General features: G+C 67.6%; 22 protein-coding genes and 2 tRNA genes. 15 read left to right on the forward strand and 9 right to left on the reverse strand.

Annotated features, from left to right (window positions below):
- Window positions 1-68: 68 nt before the first annotated feature.
- The 14 genes from CA234_RS09745 (at window position 69) to CA234_RS09810 (ending at window position 16133) form a co-directional block, all read left to right on the forward strand.
- The gene (locus CA234_RS09745) at window positions 69-518 is read left to right on the forward strand and encodes a hypothetical protein (protein ID WP_126001561.1); all 450 of its coding nucleotides are present in this window, start codon (window positions 69-71) and stop codon (window positions 516-518) included.
- Window positions 519-621: 103 nt separating this feature from the next.
- Entirely contained in the window at window positions 622-1038 is a 417-nt protein-coding gene (locus CA234_RS09750) for a hypothetical protein (protein ID WP_126001562.1), read from the forward strand.
- Window positions 996-1481: a hypothetical protein gene (locus CA234_RS09755; RefSeq protein WP_241213418.1), complete on the forward strand. Its 486-nt coding sequence runs from the start codon at window positions 996-998 to the stop codon at window positions 1479-1481. The genes CA234_RS09750 and CA234_RS09755 overlap by 43 nt, the downstream gene beginning before the upstream one ends.
- 15 nt (window positions 1482-1496) lie before the next feature.
- Entirely contained in the window at window positions 1497-1865 is a 369-nt protein-coding gene (locus CA234_RS09760; RefSeq protein ID WP_126001563.1) for a hypothetical protein, read from the forward strand.
- Between the two features lie 93 nt (window positions 1866-1958).
- The gene (locus CA234_RS09765; protein ID WP_126001564.1) at window positions 1959-7619 is read left to right on the forward strand and encodes a phage tail length tape measure family protein; all 5661 of its coding nucleotides are present in this window, start codon (window positions 1959-1961) and stop codon (window positions 7617-7619) included.
- Complete coding sequence (locus CA234_RS09770; protein ID WP_126001565.1) at window positions 7616-8521, forward strand: hypothetical protein; 906 nt, start codon at window positions 7616-7618, stop codon at window positions 8519-8521. Before CA234_RS09765 ends, CA234_RS09770 begins: the two co-directional genes overlap by 4 nt.
- Before the next feature lie 10 nt (window positions 8522-8531).
- On the forward strand, window positions 8532-9878 hold the full coding sequence (locus tag CA234_RS09775; protein WP_126001566.1) for a tail fiber domain-containing protein: 1347 nt from the start codon (window positions 8532-8534) through the stop codon (window positions 9876-9878).
- A 26-nt stretch (window positions 9879-9904) separates the two neighbouring features.
- Window positions 9905-10360 (forward strand): hypothetical protein, encoded by a 456-nt coding sequence (locus CA234_RS09780; RefSeq protein WP_126001567.1) that lies wholly within the window; start codon window positions 9905-9907, stop codon window positions 10358-10360.
- A 23-nt stretch (window positions 10361-10383) separates the two neighbouring features.
- Window positions 10384-11082 carry a hypothetical protein gene (locus CA234_RS09785; RefSeq protein WP_206431157.1) on the forward strand — a complete coding sequence of 233 codons (699 nt, stop codon included), beginning with the start codon at window positions 10384-10386 and terminating at the stop codon, window positions 11080-11082.
- Entirely contained in the window at window positions 11079-11348 is a 270-nt protein-coding gene (locus CA234_RS09790) for a hypothetical protein (RefSeq protein ID WP_126001568.1), read from the forward strand. The genes CA234_RS09785 and CA234_RS09790 overlap by 4 nt, the downstream gene beginning before the upstream one ends.
- Window positions 11345-11692, forward strand: a complete 348-nt coding sequence (locus CA234_RS09795; RefSeq protein ID WP_126001569.1) for a hypothetical protein — start codon at window positions 11345-11347, stop codon at window positions 11690-11692. The genes CA234_RS09790 and CA234_RS09795 overlap by 4 nt, the downstream gene beginning before the upstream one ends.
- A gap of 223 nt (window positions 11693-11915) precedes the next feature.
- Window positions 11916-14708, forward strand: coding sequence for a hypothetical protein (locus CA234_RS09800; RefSeq protein ID WP_126001570.1), 2793 nt, complete (start codon window positions 11916-11918; stop codon window positions 14706-14708).
- Between the two features lie 42 nt (window positions 14709-14750).
- Window positions 14751-15773, forward strand: coding sequence for a right-handed parallel beta-helix repeat-containing protein (locus CA234_RS09805; protein ID WP_126001571.1), 1023 nt, complete (start codon window positions 14751-14753; stop codon window positions 15771-15773).
- Between the two features lie 39 nt (window positions 15774-15812).
- On the forward strand, window positions 15813-16133 hold the full coding sequence (locus tag CA234_RS09810) for a hypothetical protein (RefSeq protein WP_126001572.1): 321 nt from the start codon (window positions 15813-15815) through the stop codon (window positions 16131-16133).
- A gap of 149 nt (window positions 16134-16282) precedes the next feature.
- Here the strand turns inward: CA234_RS09810 and CA234_RS09815 are convergent, their stop codons facing one another.
- The 9 genes from CA234_RS09815 to CA234_RS09855 form a co-directional block, all read right to left on the reverse strand.
- The gene (locus CA234_RS09815; RefSeq protein WP_241213420.1) at window positions 16283-16531 is read right to left on the reverse strand and encodes a phage repressor protein; all 249 of its coding nucleotides are present in this window, start codon (window positions 16529-16531) and stop codon (window positions 16283-16285) included.
- A 443-nt stretch (window positions 16532-16974) separates the two neighbouring features.
- Window positions 16975-17370: a DUF2252 family protein gene (locus tag CA234_RS09820; protein ID WP_277600121.1), complete on the reverse strand. Its 396-nt coding sequence runs from the start codon at window positions 17368-17370 to the stop codon at window positions 16975-16977.
- Window positions 17359-17434: transfer RNA gene (locus CA234_RS09825), tRNA-Lys, on the reverse strand. Before CA234_RS09825 ends, CA234_RS09820 begins: the two co-directional genes overlap by 12 nt.
- Window positions 17435-17465: 31 nt before the next feature.
- Window positions 17466-17541 (reverse strand) — tRNA-Lys (locus CA234_RS09830).
- Window positions 17542-17640: 99 nt separating this feature from the next.
- Window positions 17641-18759, reverse strand: coding sequence for a rod shape-determining protein RodA (gene rodA / locus CA234_RS09835; RefSeq protein WP_125977460.1), 1119 nt, complete (start codon window positions 18757-18759; stop codon window positions 17641-17643).
- Window positions 18759-20786, reverse strand: coding sequence for a penicillin-binding protein 2 (gene mrdA / locus CA234_RS09840; protein ID WP_125977461.1), 2028 nt, complete (start codon window positions 20784-20786; stop codon window positions 18759-18761). Before mrdA ends, rodA begins: the two co-directional genes overlap by 1 nt.
- 3 nt (window positions 20787-20789) lie before the next feature.
- The gene (gene mreD / locus CA234_RS09845) at window positions 20790-21299 is read right to left on the reverse strand and encodes a rod shape-determining protein MreD (protein ID WP_126001574.1); all 510 of its coding nucleotides are present in this window, start codon (window positions 21297-21299) and stop codon (window positions 20790-20792) included.
- Window positions 21299-22198, reverse strand: a complete 900-nt coding sequence (gene mreC, locus CA234_RS09850) for a rod shape-determining protein MreC (RefSeq protein WP_126001575.1) — start codon at window positions 22196-22198, stop codon at window positions 21299-21301. Before mreC ends, mreD begins: the two co-directional genes overlap by 1 nt.
- A 16-nt stretch (window positions 22199-22214) precedes the next feature.
- Entirely contained in the window at window positions 22215-23255 is a 1041-nt protein-coding gene (locus CA234_RS09855) for a rod shape-determining protein (protein ID WP_064313791.1), read from the reverse strand.
- A gap of 152 nt (window positions 23256-23407) precedes the next feature.
- Between CA234_RS09855 and mutL the strand changes: the two genes are divergently transcribed.
- Window positions 23408-24317, forward strand: a 910-nt coding sequence (mutL, locus tag CA234_RS09860; protein WP_241213426.1) for a DNA mismatch repair endonuclease MutL, incomplete at its 3' end; no start/stop codon positions are given.

Consider the following 24317-nt stretch of genomic DNA (forward strand, 5'->3'; position numbering starts at 1 on the left):
CCAGTTCGGCCGCGATCTGCGGTTGATCCCCCGCCGGCGACGCCGGCTCACCACCAAGGAGTAGAACCATGGGTCTCCAGACCGGAGCCGGGGCGTCGATCGCAATTTCGGTTGCTGCCCCGGCCACTTTCGACGCCACCGGCTATGCCGCGCTGACGTTCACCGAAGCAGGGAACTGCGAAAAACTCGGTGCGATCGGCTCGACTTACGCCAAGACCGAGTTCCAGCCGCTCAAAGGGCCCAAGCAGAAGCTGAAGGGCAGCGCGGACTATGGCTCGCTCCAGCCGTCGTTCGCAATCGACGACACCGACGCCGGCCAGACGATTTTCCGCACGGCCGCCGACGACGAGACGAACGCGCTCTACTCGATCCGCGTCACCTACCAGAACGGCGCCAAGCGGTACTTCCAGGCGCGCGTGTTCGGCTGGCCGGAGACGATCGACGGCGCTGACCCGGTCGTGATGGCGACGCCGACCGTCGAGATCTGCTCGAAGATCGTGAAGGTCGCCGGCACCTGATCCTGCCCGGCGCCCGCGACGCCGGTTTCACTCTGCGCCAGCTCGCCGCGTGATCGCGGGATGCGTGACGGGCTGGCGCACCAATCCCGCGAAAGGTCACCCCATGTTCGATATCACCAGCCAGGCGGTCTCCGACACCGCCGCTATCCACCTCAAGAACGCTGCCGGCGAGCCGCTCTATGCAGACGCGGCGCGCACCCAGCCGGTCCGCATCATCGTCTACAGCCCTGGCAGCGCCGCTTTCTCCGCTCTGGAAACGGCCCAGTCCGCCCGCGCGGTGAAGCGCCTCAAGGCGAACGACGGCGAGATCGCCGCCACCAGCGCCGAGGAGCGCGTCCGGCAGAGCGCCGAAGATCTCGCCGCGGTGACCGTCGGCTTCGAGAACCTGAAGTATCCGCCGGCTGGCGACGCGCAGGGCGTCGAGCTGTTCAAGGCGCTCTACGCCGACCCGACGCTGGGCTTCATCCCCAAGCAGGTATGGAAGTTCATCAGCGACTGGGGCAACTTCACGGGAAAGTAAGCAGCCAGCTGATCGTGTTCGTCCGGCAAATGGCGTGGCTCAACACCGCGCCCAAGCCGGACGAGCGGACCAAGCGGGCGAAGGTCGCCGCGGACGCGCCGAAGGTCACCCGGGCGGAGCGCATGAAGGCCGATGGCGTCGATCTGCCATTGCCGCCCAACCCGTTGCCCCATGTCATCGATCACCTGCTCGAGGTGGGCCTCACGGAGGCCGCCGGCATGGGAGCGGGCCCGATCAGCTGGCTCACGATCGACGCCTGGGCTCGCCGGGCATGTATCGACCTCACCCCGTGGGAGGCTCGTCTGATCCGGCGCCTATCGGTCGAATATGTCGCCGAGCAGCGCCGCGCCGAGAGTGAGAACTGCCCTCCGCCCTGGGCTTGGCAGGTCACCGACGCCGAGAAGCAGGCGGCAAACAGGGCGCTAGAAATGGTCCTGGGCTGACGATAGTGTGCGCGCATGGGAATCGGTCTTCGCGCGCTCGTATTGGCATCCGCCCTGGTGGCTTCGCCAGCAATGGCGGACGAGCAGCAGTTCGACCTGATCTGTAACTTCGGAAAGACGCCAATCCGATATCGCATTGATGCTGCGATCGGGCAGGCATGCGAACAAGACTGCTCCCGCATCTGGAAAATGGGCCCGGTCACGTCGGGTGACATGACCTTGATGGATACGACCGGAACACCCGGGGAGGTCCAACAGACCATCGTCATCAATCGGCTAACCGGCAAACTACGTCACTGGATTAGGGGGCTCGACGGTCCTTTGACCGAAGAAGCCACCTGCTCGGCCGCCCCATTCAGCGGTTTCCCTCCCGCGAAGTTTTGAGCCGCGCAGCTGTCTGCTGAGCCGCTCAGCTGAGCATCCCGACTAGATTTTACCTGCCCCGCTTCTGCGGGGCTTTTCTCGTGGAGGTCGCCCATGGACGACGGCACGCCGATGCTTGAAATCGGCATGATCATCGACCCGGCGGAATCGTTCGGGGAATTGGCGCGCCTCCGCGCCGAGATGAACACCACCGAATACCAACTGGTGCAGTCCGCCAAGCGGGTGGAGCGCGAAACCGGCGGCATGGTGAATGCGTCCGCGGTGGTGGGCCAGATCACCACCGTCGGCAACGCGACCACCCGTTCGGAGCAGGAAATTCGGCGAGAGAAGCGCAACACCGAGCGCCAGATAGAGCGCATGATCGCCGTTTTTGATCGCGAGACCCAGGCGGTCGGCCGCTCCCGTGAAGAGCAGCGTGCAGCGCGGGCCGAGGCATTGGCGCTGGCGTCCGCTCGAGACGGCAACACTGACGCCGCCAACCGCCTCACCGCCAGCATGCGCGCGCTCGAAGCCGCGCAGAGCAAGCTCAGCGAGGACAATCTCGCCGCGGAGATGCGCGCCCAGGCTGCAGCCGCTGCAGAGCGCGAGCGCCAGGAAGCAGCACTGAACGCGCAGCTGCTCGAGCGCTCCCGGCTTGAGGCCGCCCTTGACCGCCTGAACGGGACCGATCGCCCGACGGCGGCGCAGGGGGGCGCCACTGTATCGGCGCTGGCAGAGCGGGAGCGTGCGCTCGAGCTTGCCGAGCGTGAAGCCGCCGCCGAGCAGGAGCTCATCGCCGCGCAGCGCCAGCAGAATAGCCTCCTTGCAGAGCGCGCTAGCATCCAGTCCGCGCTGGAGCGCACCACCGGCCTCGGTCGAACGAGTGCCGTGCAGTCCGGGGCTTCGTTCAGCGCCCTGACGCAAATGGTGCGGGAGGAAGAAGAGCTTGCCGCCGCTGCCGACCGCATTCGCGCGAGCCTGAATCCTGCGGCGGCCGCGCAGAAGCGCTTCAACGACGAAATCGCGGTCGCGCAGCGCGCGGTCGGCGCGGGCGTGCTCAGCCTGGATGAATATGTCGGCAAGCTGCGCATGGAGCGCGCTGCACTTAAGGAAGTCGAGGACGCCCAGAAGGGCATGAACGACGCGAACCGCAGGACGCAGCAGGATCTGCGGATGATTGCGGTGCAGCTGCCCGACATCATCGGCGGCCTGCTCACCGGCCAAAAGCCGTTGCAGGTGCTGATCCAGCAGGGCGGCCAGATCACCCAGCAGGCGCAGATGGCCGAGGGCGGCATCGCTGGCCTCGCCCGCTCGATCGGGAGCCTTTTGACCCCGGCGGCGATCGCCGCGGGCGCGACTGGCGTGGCGGTGATCGCTGCGGTCGCCGCTTGGTGGCAGTACAGCGACGCTGTCCAGAAATCGGCCGACCTCGCGCGGGGCGCGGGCCTGGTGATCGGCGCGACGGCCGATAATCTCGAAGCGGGCGCGGAAGCGGCTTCGCGGGCGGGCAACATGAGCGTCGCCGCGGCTCGCGACGTGCAGAACAGCTATGTTCAGATGGGGGGTATCGGCCGGGACGTGCTGGCGGGGTTGACCGCGACCACCACCGGCTTCGCCCGGGCCACGGGACAGGATGCTGCTGGCGCCGCCAAGGAACTCGGTGCAGCCTTCCAGGATCCGGTGAAGGGCGCGGAGGACCTGACCCTCCGCTATGGCATCCTCACCCAGGCGCAGATCGACCATATTCAGGAACTGGTGCAGCAGAACGATCTGTATGGCGCTCAGCAGGTGCTGCTCGGCGGGCTGGCCCCACAGTTCGACAAGGCCGCGGTGCACGCCACTGGGCTCGCCGGCGCGTGGGATGCTATTGCTACCGCTGCCAGCAACGCCTGGACGGCGATGGGCAAGGCGATTGATCGCGCGCTCGGCGGCGGCACGCTGACCCAGAAGATCGAGGACCAGTACCAGCAGCGCTATCGCTACCTGCAGCAGACCGGCGGCTTTGGCGACACCTCTGTCTACGACAAGCGGATCGCCGACATGCAGGCGCAGCTGAAGGCGGAGCAGGCGGCGGAGAGGGAGCGCAGCGCCGCCGCGCAGGCCCGTGTGAACGGTCAGAAGGCCATGGCGATCGTCGGCCGGGTCACTGGCGGCGACCAGTTCGATAAGCTCAAGGGCGATTTGGGCATCGTCAACAGCGTCCTGGCCGACACGGGCCGCCTCTCGAATTTCACGTCCGAACAGCTGAAGGACCTGCGCCAGTCGCAGGAGATGCTGAGCAACGCCGTGCGCACATATATTCCGCCGGCGGAGAAGGCCGTGCGGCTGGCCCAGCTCGATGCGCAGATCGCAGCGGCAAAAACGCCGGCCCGAAAGGCCGAGCTGGCTGCTCAGAAGGCGCAGGTTGAGGCGTCTGGCAAACTGGTGACCACCGAGGAGGCCCAAGCCACCGCGGCGGCCAATGCGGCGCGGGCGCGGGTCCAGGCCAGCCGCTCGGGGCAGAGCCACGCCGAGACGCTGGCGCGCGAGGCTGCGTCGACCGAGGCGCAGATCCGCAACCTCTACGCGCTCGGCACCGCCTACGGCGTGTCGAGCGGCGCTGCGCTGATCGCCGAGGCGCGGGTCAAGGCGGAGAGCCGGGCCATCAAGGATCGGGGCGACATCGGCGCAGCGGTCGATCGCCAGATCCGTCTGTCGATCGCGCAGCGTGTCTCGGACGCCGATAAGGGCGTCGCTTCCATGGAACAGCAGGCGGACATCCAGGCGAAGGTCAACGCGTCGGTGGCGGCTGGTCTCACGCCAGCATCGCAGGCGATCGACCTGGTGCGCGCCCAGATGGAGGATCTCCCGCTCCTCGCCGCGATCCAGGCCGCCCAGTCCGTGGCGGCGGAAGCGGCAGGCAAGAAGGACGTTGCGCGCCAGAAGGCGTTCACCGACGCCGCGGAGAAGGCGAGCAAGGCGCTGCGCGACCAGCAGAAGGCTCGCGCCGATCTCGAGGCCACGAAGGTCACCGCGAATTACAATGCGGACATCGCGAGCGGCTCGCGCCGGCTTGCAGAGCTCCGCACGGAGCTGGACCTCGTAGGGCAGACCGATGCCGCTCGGGCGCATCAGCTCGCGATTGTGCAGGCGCTGCAGTACGCCGAGGCGCAGCGGTACGACACCTTCCAGACGATCGGCTATGTCGCAACGCAGGTGAAGGTCGTCGATCTGCAGGAGCAGCTTCGTCTGAAAACCGAGGTGGCGAATGAGAAGCTGACCTACCAAAGTGACATTCTACAGCAGATTGCCGAGAACGTCTCTGAGGCGGCGAGCGGTATGGCCGATGCATTCGGTGATGTCGGCAGGGCTATTGGTGATCTGACTGGTCGCTTCGCAGCATACCGAGCCGATCAGGAAAAGCTCAACGCCGTTCACCGCGCGCGCCTCCAGATCATCGGATCGATGGTGAATGGCGAGGAGAAATCCGCAGCGATCGAGCGAGAAAACTCGAAATTCGCCCTCCGTACCGCCACCACCCGCATCGACCTCTATGGCGACATGGCTGGCGCCGCGAAGGGCTTCTTCAGCGAGAACAGCAAGGGCTACGAGATCCTCGCGGCCACGGAGAAGGCCTATCGCGCCATCCAGTTCGCGATGTCGGTGCGAGCCATGGCGCAGGACGTCGCCGAAACGCTCGGCATCGTCTCGAACAGCGCTGCCCGCGCGACCGCACAGGGTACCGAGGGCATTGCCGCCCAGTCCAAGCTGCCGTTCCCGTTCAACATCGTCGCCATGGCGGCCACGGCCGGCGCGCTGGTCGCCGCGGGCGTCGCGGTGATCGGGAGCCTGGTCGGCGGCGGCGGCCACACCGCGCAGCCGACGAACACCGGCACCGGCACCGTGCTGGGCGACACTTCGGCCAAGAGCGAGAGCATCAAGCGCGCGATCGACGAGCTGAAGGCGGTCGACACGCTGACCAACGTCTATTCGCGCCAGATGCTCGCCTCGCTCAAGTCGATCGACAGCCAGCTGAGCGGGGTGGCCTCGGTGATCGTCCGCGGCGGCGATATCAACGCCAGCGGCGACATCGTGACCGGTTACAACAACTCGCAGGGCAAGGGCATCGGGAGCGTCGCTGGCTTCGCGCTTGGTGGCGCGCTCCTCGGCCCGATCGGCGCCCTTGCGGGTGGCCTGCTCGGCAAGATCCTCGGCGGCCTGTTCGGCACCCGCACCGACGTGACCGGCAGCGGCATCTATGGCGGCGCGCAGTCGCTCGGCAGCGTGCTCAACGGGGGCTTCAACGGCCAGGCCTATTCGGACGTGACGAAGACCCACAAGTTCCTTGGCATCGTCTCCGGTCGGTCCTACTCGACCGAATACGGCGCGCTGGACCCTAACCTGTCGAACCAGTTCACCCTGATCCTCCGGAGCTTCAACGATTCGATCAAGGCGGCGGCCGGCCCGCTCGGCGAGTCGACGGACGCGATCCAGCAGCGGCTCAACGGCTTTGTCGTGAACATCGGCAAGATCGATCTGAAGGGCCTCACCGGCGAGCAGATCCAAGAGAAGCTGAACGCCGTGTTCGGCGCCGCCGCCGACAACATGGCGACGGCGGCCTTCCCGCTGGTCTCCCAGTACCAGAAGGTGGGCGAGGGGGCGTTCGAGACGCTGATCCGTGTTGCCTCGACCGTGGAGCAGGTCACCACCTCTCTCGACCTGCTCGGCACCAGCACCCGCAACCTCGGCGTGGGGGCGAAGCTGGGGCTTGCCGATCAGTTCGACAGCGTCTCGGCGCTGACGGACGCGGCCGGCGCATATTTCCAGGCCTTCTACACCCAGGAGGAGCAGGCAGCGGCGAAGACCGCGCAGATGGCGAAGGTGTTCGCCAGCCTCGGCTTCGCAGTGCCGCCGACGCTCGCCTCGTTCCGGCAGCTGGTGGAAGCGCAGGACCTGAACACCGCCGCGGGCCAGGCCGCGTATGCCACGCTGCTCAAGCTGGCGCCGGCGTTCGCCGACCTGCAGCAATCCATGGAGGGCGCGAAGAGCGCGGCCGACATCCTCAGCGAGCGGCAGGACCTCGAGCGCCAGCTGCTCGAGCTGCAGGGCAAGACGGACGAGATCCGGAAGCTCGACCTGGCGAAGCTCGATGCCAGCAACCGCGCGATCCAGCTGCAGATCTGGGCCATCCAGGACGCACAGGATGCGGCGAAGGCGGCGGACGACCTGCGCCAGGCGTGGAAGTCGGTCGGCGACAGCATCACGGACGAAATCAAGCGCATCCGCGGGCTGAGTGACGCCACCGGCTCGAACACCTTCGCCAGCCTGCTCGGGCAGTTCAATGCGGCCAGCGCCGCTGCGCGCGGCGGCGACCAGGACGCGGCGAAGTCCCTGCCCCAGCTGTCGCAGGCGCTGCTCGCCGCGGCGGCCGATGCGGCGACCAGCCGGCAGGAGCTCGACCGGGTGCAGGCGCAGACGGCAGCGAGCCTGCAGCAGACCTATGACGCGATCACCGCGTTCGGCGCGGCCGCCTCGTCGCAGGCGGATGCTGCGCGACTGTCCGCCGCAGCGACGGCCCAGGCGGCGGCCGGCGGCAGCTCCAACGACAATGCGGCAGCGATGGCCGATCTGCGCGGCGCGCTGCAGGCGGTCGTCGACAAGGTCGAGCAGCTGCGCAGCGAGAACAACGCGGGCAACGCGGCGATCGCAGGCAACACCGGGCGGGTCGCCAAGGTGCTGGACAACGTCACCTCGCAGAGCGGTGGCGACGCCATCGCCACGGTGGAGGCGGCATGAAGGTCCTGATCCCGACGCCGGCGACCACGGCCTCGCTGCTTTCGAGCTCGCTGGCGGAGCCGCAGAGCGGCTATCCGGCATGGGCTGGCGGCACATCCTACGCCAAGGGCGCGCACGTCACGTCGACCACCACTCATCGCCTCTACGAAAGCGTCGTCGACGCGAACGTCGGCCACGATCCTGCCGCCGGCGATAAAGCCTATTGGGTGGATATCGGGCCAACCAACCGCTGGGCCATGCTCGACGAGGCGGTCGGCACACAGTCGATCGGCACCGGCTCGATCGACATCACCCTGGCGCCCGGCCGCGCCAACTCGCTGGCGGTGCTCGACACCACCGCCGACACGGTGCGGGTGATCGTGACGGTCGACGGGACGACGCTGTTCGACGAGACCCATAGCACCAACGCCTCCGGCGGCGTCATCGCCGATTGGTACACCTATTTCAGCGCCGAGACGGGGCGCGTGAGCAGCCTGGTGATCAACAATCTGCCGAGCTACGCGAACGCGCATGTCCGCGTGATCATCACCGGCAATAATCCGTCGGGACCGGTGGCCGTGGGCACGCTCCTCGTCGGCAAGGTCGTGGACCTGGGCATCACGGAAACGGGGCCCTCGATCGGGATCACCGACTTCAGCCGCAAGTCGACGGACGATTTCGGCGTAACCACCGTCGTCGAACGCGGCTGGGCGAAGAAGATGACGATTCGCTCGCTCATCGAGACGCGAGCGGTTGACGGCATCCAGCGGACGGTTGCCGGGCTCCGCGCCCGACCGGCGCTGTGGATCGGCGAGGACGGCTTCGACAGCCTCACTGTCTACGGCTTTTTCAAGGACTTCAGCGAGGACCTGGCGCTGGAGACGATCAGCTATTGCAGCCTCACGATCGAGGGGCTGATCTAAGGAGACCTCCATGGCTATTACGCCGCTGCCCGACCCGCCCTCGCGGGCGGACCCTTCGTCGTTCTCGGATCGCGCCGACGACTTCCTCGGCGCACTGCCGCTGTTCGTGGCGCAAACCAACGCGACGGCTGCCGAGATGGAGGCAGCGGCGGTCACCGCCATCAACGCGCCTGGCACCAGCGGCACCAGTATCACGAGCCTGGCTGTTGGAACTGGCAGCAAGACGTTCACGCTGGAGCAGACCGGCAAGGCTTTCGCACGCGGCCAATTCGTGATCATCGCCCGCACGGCCGCGCCCACGACCTACATGCACGGCCAGATCACCGCCTACGACAGCTCGACGGGCGCGATGACGGTCTCGGTGTCGAACACCGGCGGTGGGGGCACCTATGCCGCCTGGACCGTATCGCTATCGCTGCCGCAGATCGCGCTGCCCCTGAGCGGCAATGCCGAGGTGTCGGGGCCGGTGCGGTTCAGCGTCACGACGCGGTTCGGCGAATCGATCCTGCTCGACGGCGGCTCTCCGAGCATCCAGTTCGGCTCGACGGGGGCCACGTTCTGGAACCCCGTCCCGAACAGCCTCGCGATCGGACCGGCCGACAGAGCGACACATCGGATGTTCTTCGACGTCGCGGGCCAGGTGAACGTGCACGGTCAGCGCGGATCGAGCGGCAACATCCAGGCGAGCGGCGCGCTGCGCGTGATTGCAGGCTATGTCGGCGGCTACGCGGTCAGCACCTATGACGTGAACAACTACACCGCGGTGCAGTTCGTCCGCGACGTAGGCGGCAACCCGGTCCAGACGGGCTCGATCACCGTCACCGACACCGGCGTCTCCTACAACACCAACAGCGATTATCGGCTCAAGGAGAACCCAACGCCGATCACCGGTGCCCTCGATCGCGTGCTCAGCGTGCCCGCGTTGCGGTTCAACTTCATCGGCTCGGATGTGACGGTCGACGGCTTTTTGGCCCACGAGGCAGCGCGCGGTGTGCCTGAGGCAGTGCAGGGCGAGAAGGACGCGATGGTCGACATCGGCCGCGCGGTGCCGCCGCCCCAGCCCGCGCCGATCGTCGGCATCCGCCAGGACAAGGCGCCGGCAGGCTGGGGCTGGTCGGCCACAGGCGAACAGGACGGGGAGCCCGTTGGCACCGCCACAGCACCAGCCGCGCCCGCACCGCTCGCAGGTATCCCGCAGACGCAATGCCCGCCGGGCTGGACCTGGACGAAGACCGGGGAGGTTGAGGCCTACCAGTCGATCGACCAGGCGAAGCTGGTGCCGGTGCTCTGGGCCGCGGTGCAGGAGCTTGCCGGCGAAATCGCCGCGCTGAAGGCGCAGCTGGGGGCACCAGCATGAACATCACCATAAAAGGGGCTTTGCCGATGACGCCGGTATTCGAGACGGTGCTGGCGAAATACGGCTGGATCCTGATCGGGATCACGTTCGGGTTCGCGGCGAAATACGCGCTTCTGCTGAAGCGAGGGGTACAGGTGAAGGCCCGGCTGGTCTTCGCCGACCTGCTGCTGCTGCCGATGGTGGCGCTGATCGCATACTGGCTCGCCACGCGCGCCGGGGTGGAGGCGGAAGCGGCCGCGCTGTTCTCCGCATTCTCGACCGTCGGCGCCGATCGGCTCGTGAAGCTGCTCACCGACCGGTTCCTCGCGCGCGTCGACAGCGAGGCTGCCGCGATCGCCAACAACATCATCGGCACGGCGCGAAACACCGCTCAGGCCGAGCTATCGGCGCTTGCGGTCGTCGAGGCCGCGCACGAAGGCCGCGCGCCGGCCGAATATGTGGCGCTGAAGCCCCACCCGCAGGCGCCCAGGCTGGACGGCTGATCCTCTTCCTATCGGAGGCACCCATGACGGAGCTGAGAGATATTCAGCGGCACCTCGGTGTCGCTCCCGACGGCATGCTCGGTCCGCAGACGCTCGCGGCGATCGCCGCGGCGCTCGGCATCGACAAGCCCCATGCAATGGCAGACCCGGCAGCATTCTTTGCAGGGGTTCGCGCTGTCATGGGGCCGCTGTCCACGCCCCAGGTCGCGACCATCAACGCCCTGCTATCGGCGGCGGCGCATTGGCCGCTTTCCTGGCTGGCCTATGGGCTGGCAACCGCCTGGCACGAGGCGCGGCTGGTGCCGATCGAGGAAATCGGGCGCGGCAGGGGGATGCGCTACGGTGTGCCCGGCGCCCGCATGAAGCCGGTGCCCGGCGCGCCCAGCTATGGCGGCCAGATCCCCTACGGCCGTGGGCTCGTGCAGCTGACGTGGTGCGACAACTATGAGCGCGCCGATCGCGAGCTCGAGCTGGGCGGCGCGCTGCTCAAGGACTTCGGCCTCGCGCTCCGGACCGACATTGCCGTCTCGATCATGGTGCGCGGCATGGAAGAGGGGTGGTTCACCGGCCGCGCGCTGCGCGATTACCTTCCCGGGCCGCTGGGCGCCGCCGACCAGTTCGCCGCCGCCCGGCGCATCATCAACGGCGTCGACCGGGCCGACATGATCGCGGCCTATGCCCTCGGGTTCCAGGCCGCCGGCAAGGCCGGAGGGTGGGCATGACCGACGAAACCAAGATGATCGGGCCGCCGCCTGCCGAGGGCAACCGCTTCCGCGCCGCCGTCGGCATCGCCGCGCTGTCGGCGGGTCTGCTCGGGCTGATCCTGCTGTTTTTCGTCGAGATCCCGCAGCGGAACGAGAACGCGCTGCTGCTGGCCCTCGGCATCGTGCTCGGCTGGGGTGGCTCGGTCGTGCAATCCGAATACGGGGCCAGCACCACAGGCCGGAAAGCCGCAGACCTCGCGCTGCGAAAGGCGGGTGAGCAATGATCGCCTGGCTCAATCCCATCGTCGGCGAGCGCCTCGCCAAGCCGGTGTTCTTCGGCGGCCTCGTGCTGCTGATCCTCGCCGGGTTCGGCCTGTGGCTGAAGCTGCACGATCGCCGCGTCGTCGAGAACCACAGCGCCCGGCAGGAGGCCGCCGCGCGCCCTGCAGACGCGAAGGCCGCCGCCGATCGCGTCGTCATCACCCAGACCATCGCCAATGATGCCGAGGAGGCCCACAATGCCGTCGACAAGCTCCCCGATGCGCCGCTCACCGATCGCCAGCGCGCTCGCGCTTGCGCTGTGTGGGTGCGCCAGCACCCCGGCACTGATTTCCCCGCCGCACGCTGACATCCAGCCGGCGCCCGAGCCGATCATCACTGCCGAGGCGGCAACCTCCGCGGCGGCGCTGGACGCCTTCGACATTGCCCACGAGGCCTGGGGCCGCACCGAGCACGAGAAGGTCGCGCGCCTGTGCCGCTGGTACCGCGACATGGGCCTGAAGAAGCTCATCTGCGAATAGCAGCCCCGCCGCCCGGCACCCTGTTCCCCATCCCAACATAGGAGCGCGGCCATGCGCCTTAGCGCCTTGAATCTGTCTGTCTCCAGCCGGGCCCTATTCGCGGGGCGGCCGGCGCTGCCCACCGCGCCGGTGATCGACGGCCTGGTGGCGCTATCGTCCGTGGCCGGCACCGTCGCCAACGACAATGGCTCGGCACCCGACCTGACCGGCTGCGCGGTCGCGATCACGATCAAGAACATGCCCCTGCGGCATCCGATCAGCGATCCGCCGCTGGACGCGACGAAGCTGGTGATGACGGTCGAGGACACGGGCTACGATGTGGTCGGCGGGGTGATTGTCGCCCGCACCCGCACCCGCACCGTCCGGGGCACGCTGCCGGTCAAGCGCCCGTGGCCGCAGGCCTGGACCGCGCTCGGCGCGACGGTGCCCCCGCGGTCCTATTGCTACGGCACGGCGGCTGGTGCGCGCCGCGCCTATTACACCGAGCTGGGCGGCACGAAGGGCGCGACGGCGCCGACGCATAGCACCGATGGCCAGACCGTTTCCGATGGCGGCGTGCTCTGGACCCTGATCCCGCTGAGCCAGGACACCGGGTATATCGAGCAGGCATCGGGCGGCGACGTGATCGCGCACGTCATGACCGACATGCCGATCTACAAGGACACGGTGATCAAGAGCGTCAGCTTGGGCGCGGGTGCCTATGTGGTCGGCATCACGTCCTCGCTCGCCTCGATCGGCTCCGGCGTCACCGTCACCAACCTGTCGACGCTGCCCTACCCGTTGCCCATGGCGACGATCGTCACGCCGCCACACCAGCGCTCGACGGGCACGCTCCGCGTCGAGGTGGTCGTCGATCATGGCTGGGGCATCCACATCGGCGGCGGGCGGCCGATCGCCGGCATCCGCGCCACGGCCTGGAACATGGCCCGCACCGCCAGCGTCGCTCTGGGCGACGTCATCGATAGCGAGCTTTCGACGCAGTACACGACGTCCGGCCCCGGCGGCTGCGCGGTCGAGGTTTTCGCGCTGACGTTCAACACGTCGTCGCTGCCCGCCGGCGACTGTTTCATCGAGCTCGAGGTATGCCCCTGGCTGGGTACGTCGTTCAACACGAGGTTCGATGCCGAGGGCGCCGACTGGCGCGCGTCGCAGGCCTATACCTTCGTCGGCACCATCGTCCGCAACGGCGCGAACTATTATCAGCTGAAGACGGCCGGCGTCTCCGCCTCCTCGGGCGGGCCGACCGGCACGACCCTGTCGACCGACGTGACCGACGGCACGTGCGTCTGGACCTATATCGGCGCCGACAACCTGATCGTGAACAGCCGCAACATCCCCGCGCGCTGGCACTTCTACAACGACCCGTCGAACCTGCTGAAGATCGGCTATTGCTTCGTCGATCCTTCGGGAACGGCCACCGGCACCACGGGCGTGTTCTCGACCTTCGCGGCGGCCGACGCGGCGAAGGGTACGCTGGCCAACTGCTATCCGACGATCGCCGCAGCGGAGACGGCCATCGCATCCTATCACAACACGGCCGGGGGCGGGCTGACCACGCACAACGACAGTGGCGGCGGGCGGGCATATCTGAAGGCCGGCACCCACAACGGCTTCGGTACCGCGATGGGCACCAGGACGCGCGGCAGCGTGTGGTTCTATGTCCAGGCCGATCCCGCGGCGACGCCCGGCAGCGTCATCTTCAGCAACGGTGGGGTGAAATCCGGCCACCCGCGCATGTGGTTCGGGGACGGGATCTATTCGGCAGCAACGGCGACCGGCGCCGCCAACATCTTCTTCGATCGCGCGACCGACAACACGACGGTGGTCAAGCAGGCCACCGGCGAGCTCGTGATCAGCGGCATGAATTACACCGCCTTCGATGCGACGTTCGGCATCCAGTGGCGCAACGGCTGGGTTTGGCTGCTGAACAACAGCTATTCGGTCGCGGCGAATGTCGGCGATCCGAAGCAGCAGCAATACGGTCACGTGCTCGTGGCGGGCAACAACCTCCAGGGCCCGCTCGGGCAGGTCAGCGTGCCGATCATGATCGGCAACACGATCTTCTGCCTGACGGCCGTGCGGGACTTCAGTGCGCCCACCGTCCCGGTCATGTTCGGGATGCACATCGATAACCGCATCCATGGGCCGATCAATTCGCCCGCCGGGGTGCTGGTCTTCACGTTCGCCTATAACGCCGGCGGCAACTACGGCTATCCGCAGCTCGGCATGTCGACGCGCGGCAACCTCGTGAAGTCCGCCTATTATGCGGGCTGCAAGTGCGCGCAGATCGGCGCAGATGGCCTGGCGGTGGCGACGACGAACATCGTCGAATCCTACAATTCGTTCCTCGGCCAGCGGCACAATCGGGCCTACAACGACAGCAACGCGCCCTACCACACGCAGTGGTACCGGGGCTTCAACCTCTACACCTCCAACAACGTCGTCTGGGACAGCACCGGCCACGGCAGCAACCCGCCCGACGGCTCGCGCTGCCAAAACTACTGGCCGGTCTACGACGTCGCCTCTGCGCTCAACGTCAACCTGAACGGCTCCGAATCCGGCACGGCGCCGGGGATCAACAGCTATCTGGGTATGAGGGTCGATCCCTCGTCGGCCTATTTCGCGCTGGGCGGGACCATCACCTTCTCGTCGCAGTTCGTCAGCGACACGACCGGGGTGACCAACAGCGCCAACCAGGCGGAGACCCTGGGCGATTTCCGACCGGTCGCGAGCTCGGTGATTGTCAACCGCGCCATCCGGCAAGCGAAGAAGTTCGACATCCTCGGCGTCACGCGCCGCACCGACGGCAGCGGTGCCGTCGGGGCATACGAGCGGGCGGCATAGCGGCGCGCCGCGGGCCATCCCCTCCCACATCAGGAGAACACCATGTTGCGATTCCTCGCCGCCATCTTCCTTTTGATGGCGCCCGCCGCCGCGTGCGGGACGACGATTGCCGTTGCCACACCGGCGCAGCTCACCGCCGCGCTTAAGGTGGCGAAGCCCGGCGACACCATCGCGCTTGCTCCTGGCAGTTACGGGGCGCTGATCCTCAACGACCAGGTGTTCGCGAAGCCGGTGACCATCACCAGCGCCGACCCGACGCACCCCGCTGTGTTCGCGCAGATGGTCCTCAACCGGGCGATCAACATCACCTTCTCCAACCTTGAGGTGACGTCGGTGGTGAAGATCTACGACTATCTGATCCGGGTGAACGGCGGATCGGGCATCACGCTCGACAAGCTGTATGTTCACGGCCCGCTCGACGGCCCGCCGACCGATCGTCAGGGCGTCATGGTAGCCCAGAGCAACGGCTTCACCATCTCTGGATCGCGCATTGTCCAGATCGGGGTGGGTATCGCGGTCAAGCAGAGCCGCAACATCGTCATCCGCGACAACGACATCAGCATGATCGGCATCGACGCGATCGAGATCCCCGGCGTGGATGGGGCGCTGATCGCCTGGAACAGGTTCTCGAAGTTCCGCACGATCGGCACCTATCACCCCGACGGCATCCAGTGCTGGACGACCGGCATGCCGGCGGCGTGCAAGAACATCCGCATCATCGCGAACCAGTTCATCGGGGACGCGCAGCTGGGATCCGCCTATGTGTACCCGCAAGGCATCTGGTTCGGGGACGAAGAAAATCGAGGCGATTACACGAACATCGAGATCACCGGGAACCTGTTCCAATGCGTGAACTGGCAGGCGATCGCCCTCTATGTGACCCAGGCCAAGGGCACGATCGTTCGGTTCAACCGCATCGACGCGTGCCCGGGCGTGACGCCGTGGATCAAGATCAACGACCCTGGCGCGGTGGTCGAGGGCAACGTGGCGCCGGTCTTCTACGTCAACACCAAGGCGAACACCCTGCCGGCGGGCAACTACATCGGCGGGCTGCCCGGCCAGTAGACGCTCGACACGCTGCGATGTTCTCTTCATGTTCCGCGCATGCGAGTCGCCAGAGACCGAGCGATCTTCCACGCGCTGTGCGTGGTGGACGAGGCGCAGGAGCGTGCCAGAGCCGGAGCGGTGCCGCCCTCCGCAGGGCTTCGGCTCGCGCTCGCCTTCCTGCACCTGTGTGGCGCCGAGCTGTACTGGATCGATCAATTCTGGAAAGCCGCGGTGACGCGCTCGGAGGTTGGGCAAGGGGCCGCGGCGTTCGGTCGCAGCCAGGAGATGACAGCGGCCGTGAACGCGATCACGCGCGCGGTGGGCGTCGAGCGATCTTCGGCTTTCCTAGATGCGCTGCGCGCCGCGCGTAGAGCGTGAGGTTGCCACCTCCTCTTCGAGGGCAAGTCGAGCGTGTATTGCCGGGGGGCTCCACGCAAGCGGAGGAGGTGACGTGCGCACCCTAGGCGATGCCGACTTCGGTGTCACGTCCGACCCTCCCCACATCGATCAATGCCCGCCATTAGTGATCAGGTCGCGCGCCGCAGCACCGTATGATAGTTCGGGCGAAAGCGGCGCTGCTCCGCGCGCGCCTGGCGCTCACTCTTGCGCGGCGGCGCGTCGAGGTAGGGGCCTGGCACGCCGAAGAACTCGGCAGCGCGGGCGCGCTCGGCCTGCGCCAGCTCGTACGGGATCTGCTCGCGGATGTGCCGGGCAATATAGCCGTCCGGGCGGCCGAGGATCCGGGACAGCTGCGCATAGGTCAGGCGGTGGCTCACGCACTGCTCCGCAATGCGCTGGCGAATGACGTCCGGCGATGGCCCCATGGTGCGCGCGTCCCGATCTCGTTCTTATCGGATCTATATAGCGGGCGTTCTGGATGTGTTCCACTTGCGGGCAGCCCCGGAGGCGTGCCGAGCTGGGACGGGACGGCAATTCGAATCGCCAGTTGACCCACCGGCCTCACGCCGCCTGGTCGCGCGCGCCGGCCGGTTCGAGGTCCCGAAAGTGCCGCTTCAGCCTCGGGGTACAAGTCGGGGTATCATTTTAGCCGCCCGCGCGAGAAAGCGCGGAAATCTGCGGCGGAGCGGGTCCAGTTCGACGGGCTCCCTCTCCGCCATGGGGCCCCCGCTGGTGCGTCGAACGGATCGACGTCCTTCTCCCAGACAGCATCACGCAGCGACGGCATGGCGCCGACAATGCTCGAGACAGCGCGCGGACTTCACCGCCTCGCCGCGGCTGAATTGGTCGAGCTCGAGCTTGAGGTCCTGCGGCGCCAGGTCGCGGACGAACAGCGAGCGGCCGAGCCTCCGCTCGCCACCGGGTCCATGTCGCGAATCTGCACCTCGACGCGACCGTCGCTGTTGGAGAGGGGCCTAAGATTGCCGACATGGCAGTCCCCGCAGATCCAGATCGACGGTCCCTGCAGCACGCGTGCGGAAACCGGCGAGCGTTCCAGCCCATCATGGAATTTGGCGGTATTGCCGCGGACACAGCCGTGCGCCGAGCGCGCCATCTTCAGCGTGCGCCACGCGCTGAGGCCGGCCCGCCCAGGCTCTATCGTTGTCTGCCGCTCGCGACAAACATGGCCGGAACGATATGGGAGTGGTGGACACACTTGGGCTCGAACCAAGGACCCGCTGATTAAGAGTCAGCTGCTCTACCAACTGAGCTATGTGTCCGTACCGGAAGGCATCGGGGCAGAAGAGGAAGTGGTGGACACACTTGGGCTCGAACCAAGGACCCGCTGATTAAGAGTCAGCTGCTCTACCAACTGAGCTATGTGTCCATCCGGCTTCTGCATGGCGCCCTTGGTGGGGCACCGCCGCTTCGGAGGCGCGCCTTTAGCGTCGCGCCTTGCGGCTTGTAAACCCCAAAAATGAAAAAATCACCAGCGGGTCTTGGTGCGGCCGTCGCGGTCGATCGAGAGGAGGATTCCCAGGCACAGCATGAAGGTCATCACCGCGGTGCCGCCGAAGCTGATCAGCGGCAACGGCACGCCCACCACCGGCGCCAGCCCGATCACCATCGCCATGTTGATCGAGCAATAGAGGAACATCGTGCCCGAGATCCCCGCCGCGGTGAGCCGACCGAAGCGCGTCTTGGCGCGCATGCCGACGCCGATGCCCCAGGCGATCAGCATCCCGAACGCGACGATCAGGAACACGCCGCCGGCCAGGCCCCATTCCTCCATCATCGTCGCCAGCGCGAAGTCGGTCTGGCCCTCGGGGAGATAGTCGAGATGGCTCTGGGTGCCCTGCAGGAAGCCCTTGCCGAAGATGCCGCCCGAACCGATCGCGATCTTGGACTGGGTGATGTGGTAGCCGGTGCCGAGCGGGTCGCGCTCGGGATCGAGGAAGATCAGCACGCGGTTGCGCTGATAGTCGTGCAGTACGAAGTTGAAGGCGAGGGGGGCCGCGACCGCCACCGCCAGCGCACCGGCGATGAACAGCCGCAGCGGCACGCCCGCCAGGAACATCACCATGACGCCGCAGCCGGTGATCATCAGCCCGGTGCCGAGATCGGGCTGCATGATGACGAGCAGCGCCGGCACCCCGATCAGCACGCAGGCGGGCCAGATCGCGACGAACTTGCGCGTCTCGCTGGCCGGCAGCATCTCGTAGAAGCGGGCGAGCGCGAGCACGATCATCGGCTTCATCAGCTCGGAGGGCTGGAACTGGAAGCCGCCCAGGCTGATCCAGCGCTGGCTGCCGCCCGCGACCTTGCCGAGCAGTTCCACGCCGAGCAGCGCGACCACCAGCGCGCCGTAGATGGGGAGCGACCATTGCGACAGGACGCGTACGGGGATGCGCGACATGCCGATCGCCACCGCGAGAAACAGGAAGAAGCGGGTGCCCTGGTTGAATGCCCAAGGCCGGATATTTCCATTGGCGGCGGAGTAGAGCACGACCAGGCCGAAGCCGCCGATCGCGAGCACGAGGAAGAGGACCTTCCACGGCAGCTGCGCGACCTGCATGGGGACGATGCCGTTGCCGGGGCGCGCCATCAGTCGCCCTCCACGCTGCCGGTGGGCGCGACGTCGCGCTTGGTCGAATCGGCGGTGCTGTTGGCGGCCTGGTCGGCGAGGCTGCTCGCGGCCTCCTCGGTGTCCTCGGGCGCGGGCGGGGGCGGGGCGGCCTGCGCCGCGCGAAAGGCAGCGGACTGCGCCGCCATGCGCGTCGTATAGTCGCCGCCCCAGGTGGGCTCCACTTCGGCCAGCGTCTTCATCGCCTGATCGCGATCGAACAGATAGGTCATGATGTCCCGACCGATCAGCGGCGTATCGAGGTTGCGGATCGTATGGCCGTTATGCTCGAGTACGATCGCGGCGGCATATTTCGGATTGTCGTGCGGGGCGAAGCACACCAGCAGCGCGTGGTCGCGCATTTTGAACGGCAGCGAGCCGTTCTTGAGCACGCCGGTGCGGCGCTCCGCCATGGTGATGCGGCGCACCTGCGCGGTACCGGTCTTGCCCGCCAGCGCGACGCCGGGGACGTACATCCGTGCCGCACCGCCGGTGCCGCCGCCATTGATCACGCCGTACATCGCCTCGCGCACCACCGCGAGGTCCTCGGCGCTCACCGGCAGCGGCTGGGCACCCGAGGGGCCGTTGGCGAGCAGCCGCGGCACCAGGATCTTGCCCGAGGCAAGCCGGCTGGCCATCACCGCCAGCTGCAGCGGGTTGGCCAGCACATAGCCTTGGCCGATCGAGGCGTTGAGCGAATCGGCCACGGTCCAGGGATGGTGGTATTTCTTCAGCTTCCAGGCGCTGTCCGGCACGGTGCCGTAGCGCTGGGTGGTGAAGGGCATGTCGAACTTCTGGCCAAGCCCCAGCATCCGCGCCATCGGCGCGATCGCATCATAGCCGACGCGGCGGACCATCTCGTAGAAATAGATGTCGCAGCTCTGCATGATCGCGTTCTTGAGGTCGAGCGGCCCGTGCCCGCCCTTCTTGTGGCAGTGGAACACGCCGCTGCCGACGCGCAGCGCGCCGGAGCAGAACACCCGCTCGTTCGGGCTCACCCCCGCCGCCATCAGCGCGAGGCCGTTCATCGGCTTGACGGTGGAGCCGGGGGGATACAGACCCTGCAGCACCTTGTTCATCAAGGGAACATGGTCGTCCTCGGACAGCATCTTCCATTCGAGCTGGCTGATGCCGTCGGAAAAGCTGTTGGGGTCGTAGGACGGCATCGACACCATCGAGAGGATGTCGCCGCTGGCCACGTCGATCACGATCGCCGAGCCCGAATTGGTGCCCAGCCGCCGCGCGACATATTCCTGCAGCCCGGAATCGATGGTGAGCTTGATGCTCTCGCCCGGCTGGTCGGCGCGGGTCTCGAGCTCGCGCACCGGGCGGCCATGCGCGGTGACCTCGACGCGCTTGGCGCCTGGCTTGCCGCGCAGCCGGTGGTCGAGCGTCTTCTCCAGCCCGTCCTTGCCCAGCTTGAAGCCGGGGGTGACGAGCAGCGGATCCTTGTCCGCCTTGAACTGCTCGGCCGAAGCGGTGCCGACATAGCCGATCAGATGGCCGACACCCGCGCCGAGCGGGTAATGCCGGGCATAGCCGCGCGTCGGCGCGACGCCGGGCAGCTCGGGCTGGCGCACCAGCACCGCGGCGAAACGGTCCCAGTCGAGATTTTCCGCCACCTGCACCGGGCGGAAGCCGCCGGCGCGCTTGAGGTCGGTCTCGATGCGGGCGAGGTCTTCGGGCGGGAGATTGAGCAGCCGGGTGAGTTCGGCGAGCAGCTTGTCCTTGTCGACGATGCGATCTGGGATCAGGTCGACGCGGAAATCGGTGCGGTTGCTGGCGAGCGGCTTGCCGCTGCGATCGAGCAGCCAGCCGCGGCGCGGCGGGATCAGCGTGTTGTTGACCCGGTTGCTCTCGGCCTTGAGCTTGTATTGCTCGTTCTCGACCACCGACAGCCAGGCCATGCGGCCGGCGAGCACCATGCCGACGGCACCCTGCGCCACGCCGAGTACCACCGCGCGGCGGGAGAAGCTGTAGGTCTGGGCGGCTTCGGTGATCCGCACCATCGCTCAGGCCTTCACCACGTCACGGTCGAGCCAGGCGCACAGCCGCGAGGCGAGCGGGAACAGCATCGCCGATGCCCCCGCCTGGAGCAGCAGCGCGGCATCGACCTTGGCCGAGATGGGGGACGCGAGGAACCGTCCCGCGATCAGCACGAAGCCGGTCGCGCCTGCGGCGATGAGCCAGTCCTGCCAGAAATTCCGCCACACGATGCGCGTCTCTAGCACGTCGATGATCAACATGCATGCCATCCACAGGAACATCGCGGAGCCGAAGGGCTGGCCGCTGAGTAGATCGTCGAACAGCCCGAGCGGCGCGGCGGCCCAGACGCGCAGCGCATCGGGCCGCAGCAGCCGCCAGCCGAGCAGCATCAGCAGGCCGAAGGGCGGCAGGAAGGGCACGGTCGCGATGACCGGCAGGATCGTCACCAGCGAGGCGAGCGCGATCGACAGCGGCGCCAGCCAGCGCGCCCGGGGGCGCGGCGGCGGCACTCCCAGCGGCTGGAGGTCGAGCGCCATCACTTGGCCTTGGGCGTCGCGGCGGGGGTCGGGAAGGCCTGGGGCGGCGGCGCCGGCTCGGGCAGGAACACGCGCAGCACCATCACGAAATCGGCCATGTCGGGGTTGCTCGCGGGCGTGACGACCGAGGAATCGCGACCGATCGTGCTGACCTTGCCGAGCGGGATGTTCGGCGGGAACACGCCGCCGGTGCCCGAGGTGACGAGCAGGTCGCCCGCCCGGAAGGGGTTGGCGGCGGCATTGGCGGCGCGCACGTCGAGCGTGCCGTCGCCCTTGCCGGTGACGATGGCGGGCAGGCCGTCGCTCGCCCGGCGGACGGGGATGGTGCTGTCCGGGTCGGTGATCAGCAGCACGCGCGAGGCATTGGGTCCGGCCTCGACCACCTGGCCGATCAGGCCGTCGCCGTCACGCACCGGCTGGCCCTGGCTGACCCGCTGCCAGCTGCCGGCGTTGAGCGTGGCATAGCGGCGCGTGCTGGAGGCGGAGGAATTGACCAGCCGGGCGACGACGATCGTCTCGGGCGTGGCGTCGCGCACCTTGAGCAGCTGGCGCAGCCGCTGGTTCTCGCGTTCCAGGCCCAGCGCGCGCTGGAGCGCGGCATGTTCGGCCTCGATCTGGCGCTTGAGCCGCGCATTTTCGCCGCGGACCCCGAAATAGCTGCCGATCGCCGTCGGCACGCTGCCCACGCCGCGCCGCACCGTGTCGAGGCCCGAGGAGACCGGTGTGGTCACCTCGGCCACGGTGCTGCGCAGCGCGGCGAACAGATGCGGGTTGTAGCGCGAGACCAGCACGAGCCCGCCGCCGATCAGCAACAGGCCGATCGCCGCCACATAGCTGAAGAACAGCCCATATTGCGCCCGTCGCGAAAACCCCGGGCGCCGATTCCGTGGCGGCGCCATCGCCGTTGGCCTTTCGTCAGACCTGGAGGAGAACGCCGCGGAACATCGGGTCCTCGAGCGCGCGGCCGGTGCCGAGCGCCACGCAGGTCAGCGGATCGTCGGCGACGGTGACCGGCAGGCCGGTCTCGTCGCGCAGCACTTCGTCCAGCCCGTGCAGCAGCGCGCCGCCGCCGGTGAGCACGATGCCCTGATCGACGATGTCGGCGGCCAGCTCGGGCGCGGTGTTCTCCAGCGCGATGCGGACGCCCTCGACGATCGTGTTGACCGGTTCGGACAGCGCCTCGGCGATCTGGCCCTGGTTGATCTGGATTTCCTTGGGCACGCCGTTGACGAGGTCGCGGCCCTTGATGTGGATCGTCTTGCCGATGCCGTCGACCGGCGGCTTGGCGACGCCGACTTCCTGCTTGATCCGCTCGGCGGTGGCTTCGCCGATCAGCAGGTTGTGGTTGCGGCGCACATAGGAGACGATCGCTTCGTCCATCTTGTCGCCGCCGACACGGACCGAGGTCGAGTAAGCGAGGCCGCGCAGGCTGAGCACCGCGACTTCCGTCGTGCCGCCGCCGATGTCGACGACCATCGAACCGATCGGCTCGGTCACCGGCATGTCGGCGCCGATCGCGGCGGCCATCGGCTCCTCGATCAGCCAGACCTGGCTGGCACCGGCGTTCGACGCGGCATCGCGGATCGCGCGGCGCTCGACCGAGGTGGAGCCCGAGGGCACGCAGATCACGATCTCCGGCCAGCGCATGAAGCGGCGCTGCCCGTGCACCTTGCGGATGAAGTGCTTGATCATCTCTTCGGCGACATCGATGTCGGCGATCACGCCGTCACGTAAGGGACGAATCGCCTCGATCGAGCCGGGCGTCTTGCCCATCATCAGCTTGGCGTCGTCGCCGACCGCCTTGACCTTCTTCACGCCGTTCAGCGTCTCGACCGCGACGACCGAAGGCTCGTTCAGCACGATGCCGCGTCCGCGCAAGTAAACAACGGTGTTCGCAGTACCCAGATCGATCGCCATGTCGTGGGACATGAATTTGAAAATGCGGGAGAAAGCCATCTATTGATCCGTCCTGCCGGGTTGGGCGCCCCCCGTCCGGCTGCTCGCACAAATTGTTTGGCCCGAACCCGTTCCGGGACGAAGTTGCCTCCGGCCTGGTTTCATGCGGATGCGGGTCGCGGGAGGCCGTCGCTTGGGCTACAGCGGATGGCATGTCAATACGCCGCCTGCCCGAACATCTTGTTAACCGTATCGCTGCCGGCGAGGTGGTCGAACGCCCTGCCAGCGCTCTCAAGGAACTCGTTGAAAACGCAATCGACGCAGGCGCGACACGGATCACCGTGAAGCTGGCCGGCGGGGGCATCGAATTGATCGAGGTGATCGACGACGGCTGCGGCATGGCGCCCGCCGAAATGGCGCTCGCGCTGGAGCGCCATGCCACCTCGAAGCTGCCGACCGACGATATCGAGCACGTCGCGACGTTGGGTTTCCGCGGCGAGGCGCTGCCCTCGATCGCCAGCGTCGCGCAGCTGACGCTCGAAAGCCGGGTGCGCGGCGCGGAAGGCTGGTCGCTCACCGTGGACAATGGTGCGAGGATCGCCGAGGGGCCGGCCGCGCTGCCGCCCGGCACGCGGGTGCGGGTGGAGGCGCTGTTCGGCCGCGTGCCGGCCCGCCGCAAGTTCCTGCGCTCGACCCGGGCCGAATATGCCGCCTGCCTCGACGGGATGAAGCGGCTCGCGATGGCGCGGCCCGACATCGCCTTCGCGGTCGAGCATGACGGCCGCCGCGTGCTGAGCGTGCAGGGCGGCGAGAGCCGGCCCGCGCGGGTCGCGGCGCTCACCGATCGGGCGCTGCAGGAGAACAGCGTCGCGATCGATTTCGAGCGCGAGGGGCTGGTGCTCGGCGGGGTGGCGAGCATCCCGACCTTCAACCGCGGCGTGGCGGACCACCAATATCTGTTCGTCAACGGGCGCCCGGTGAAGGACCGGCTGCTCGTCGGCGCGGGCGCGAGCGACATGACGATCGGGTACCTGAAGGAACGCAAGCAGTTCGGCACATTGATCGGCAGCTTCCAGGCGCTCCAGCACCGCGCCGCGCATCTCTATAGCGAGCTGGAAGTCG

The organism is Sphingomonas sp. ABOLE (genome assembly GCF_003950455.1).
Lineage (GTDB): Bacteria > Pseudomonadota > Alphaproteobacteria > Sphingomonadales > Sphingomonadaceae > Sphingomonas > Sphingomonas trueperi.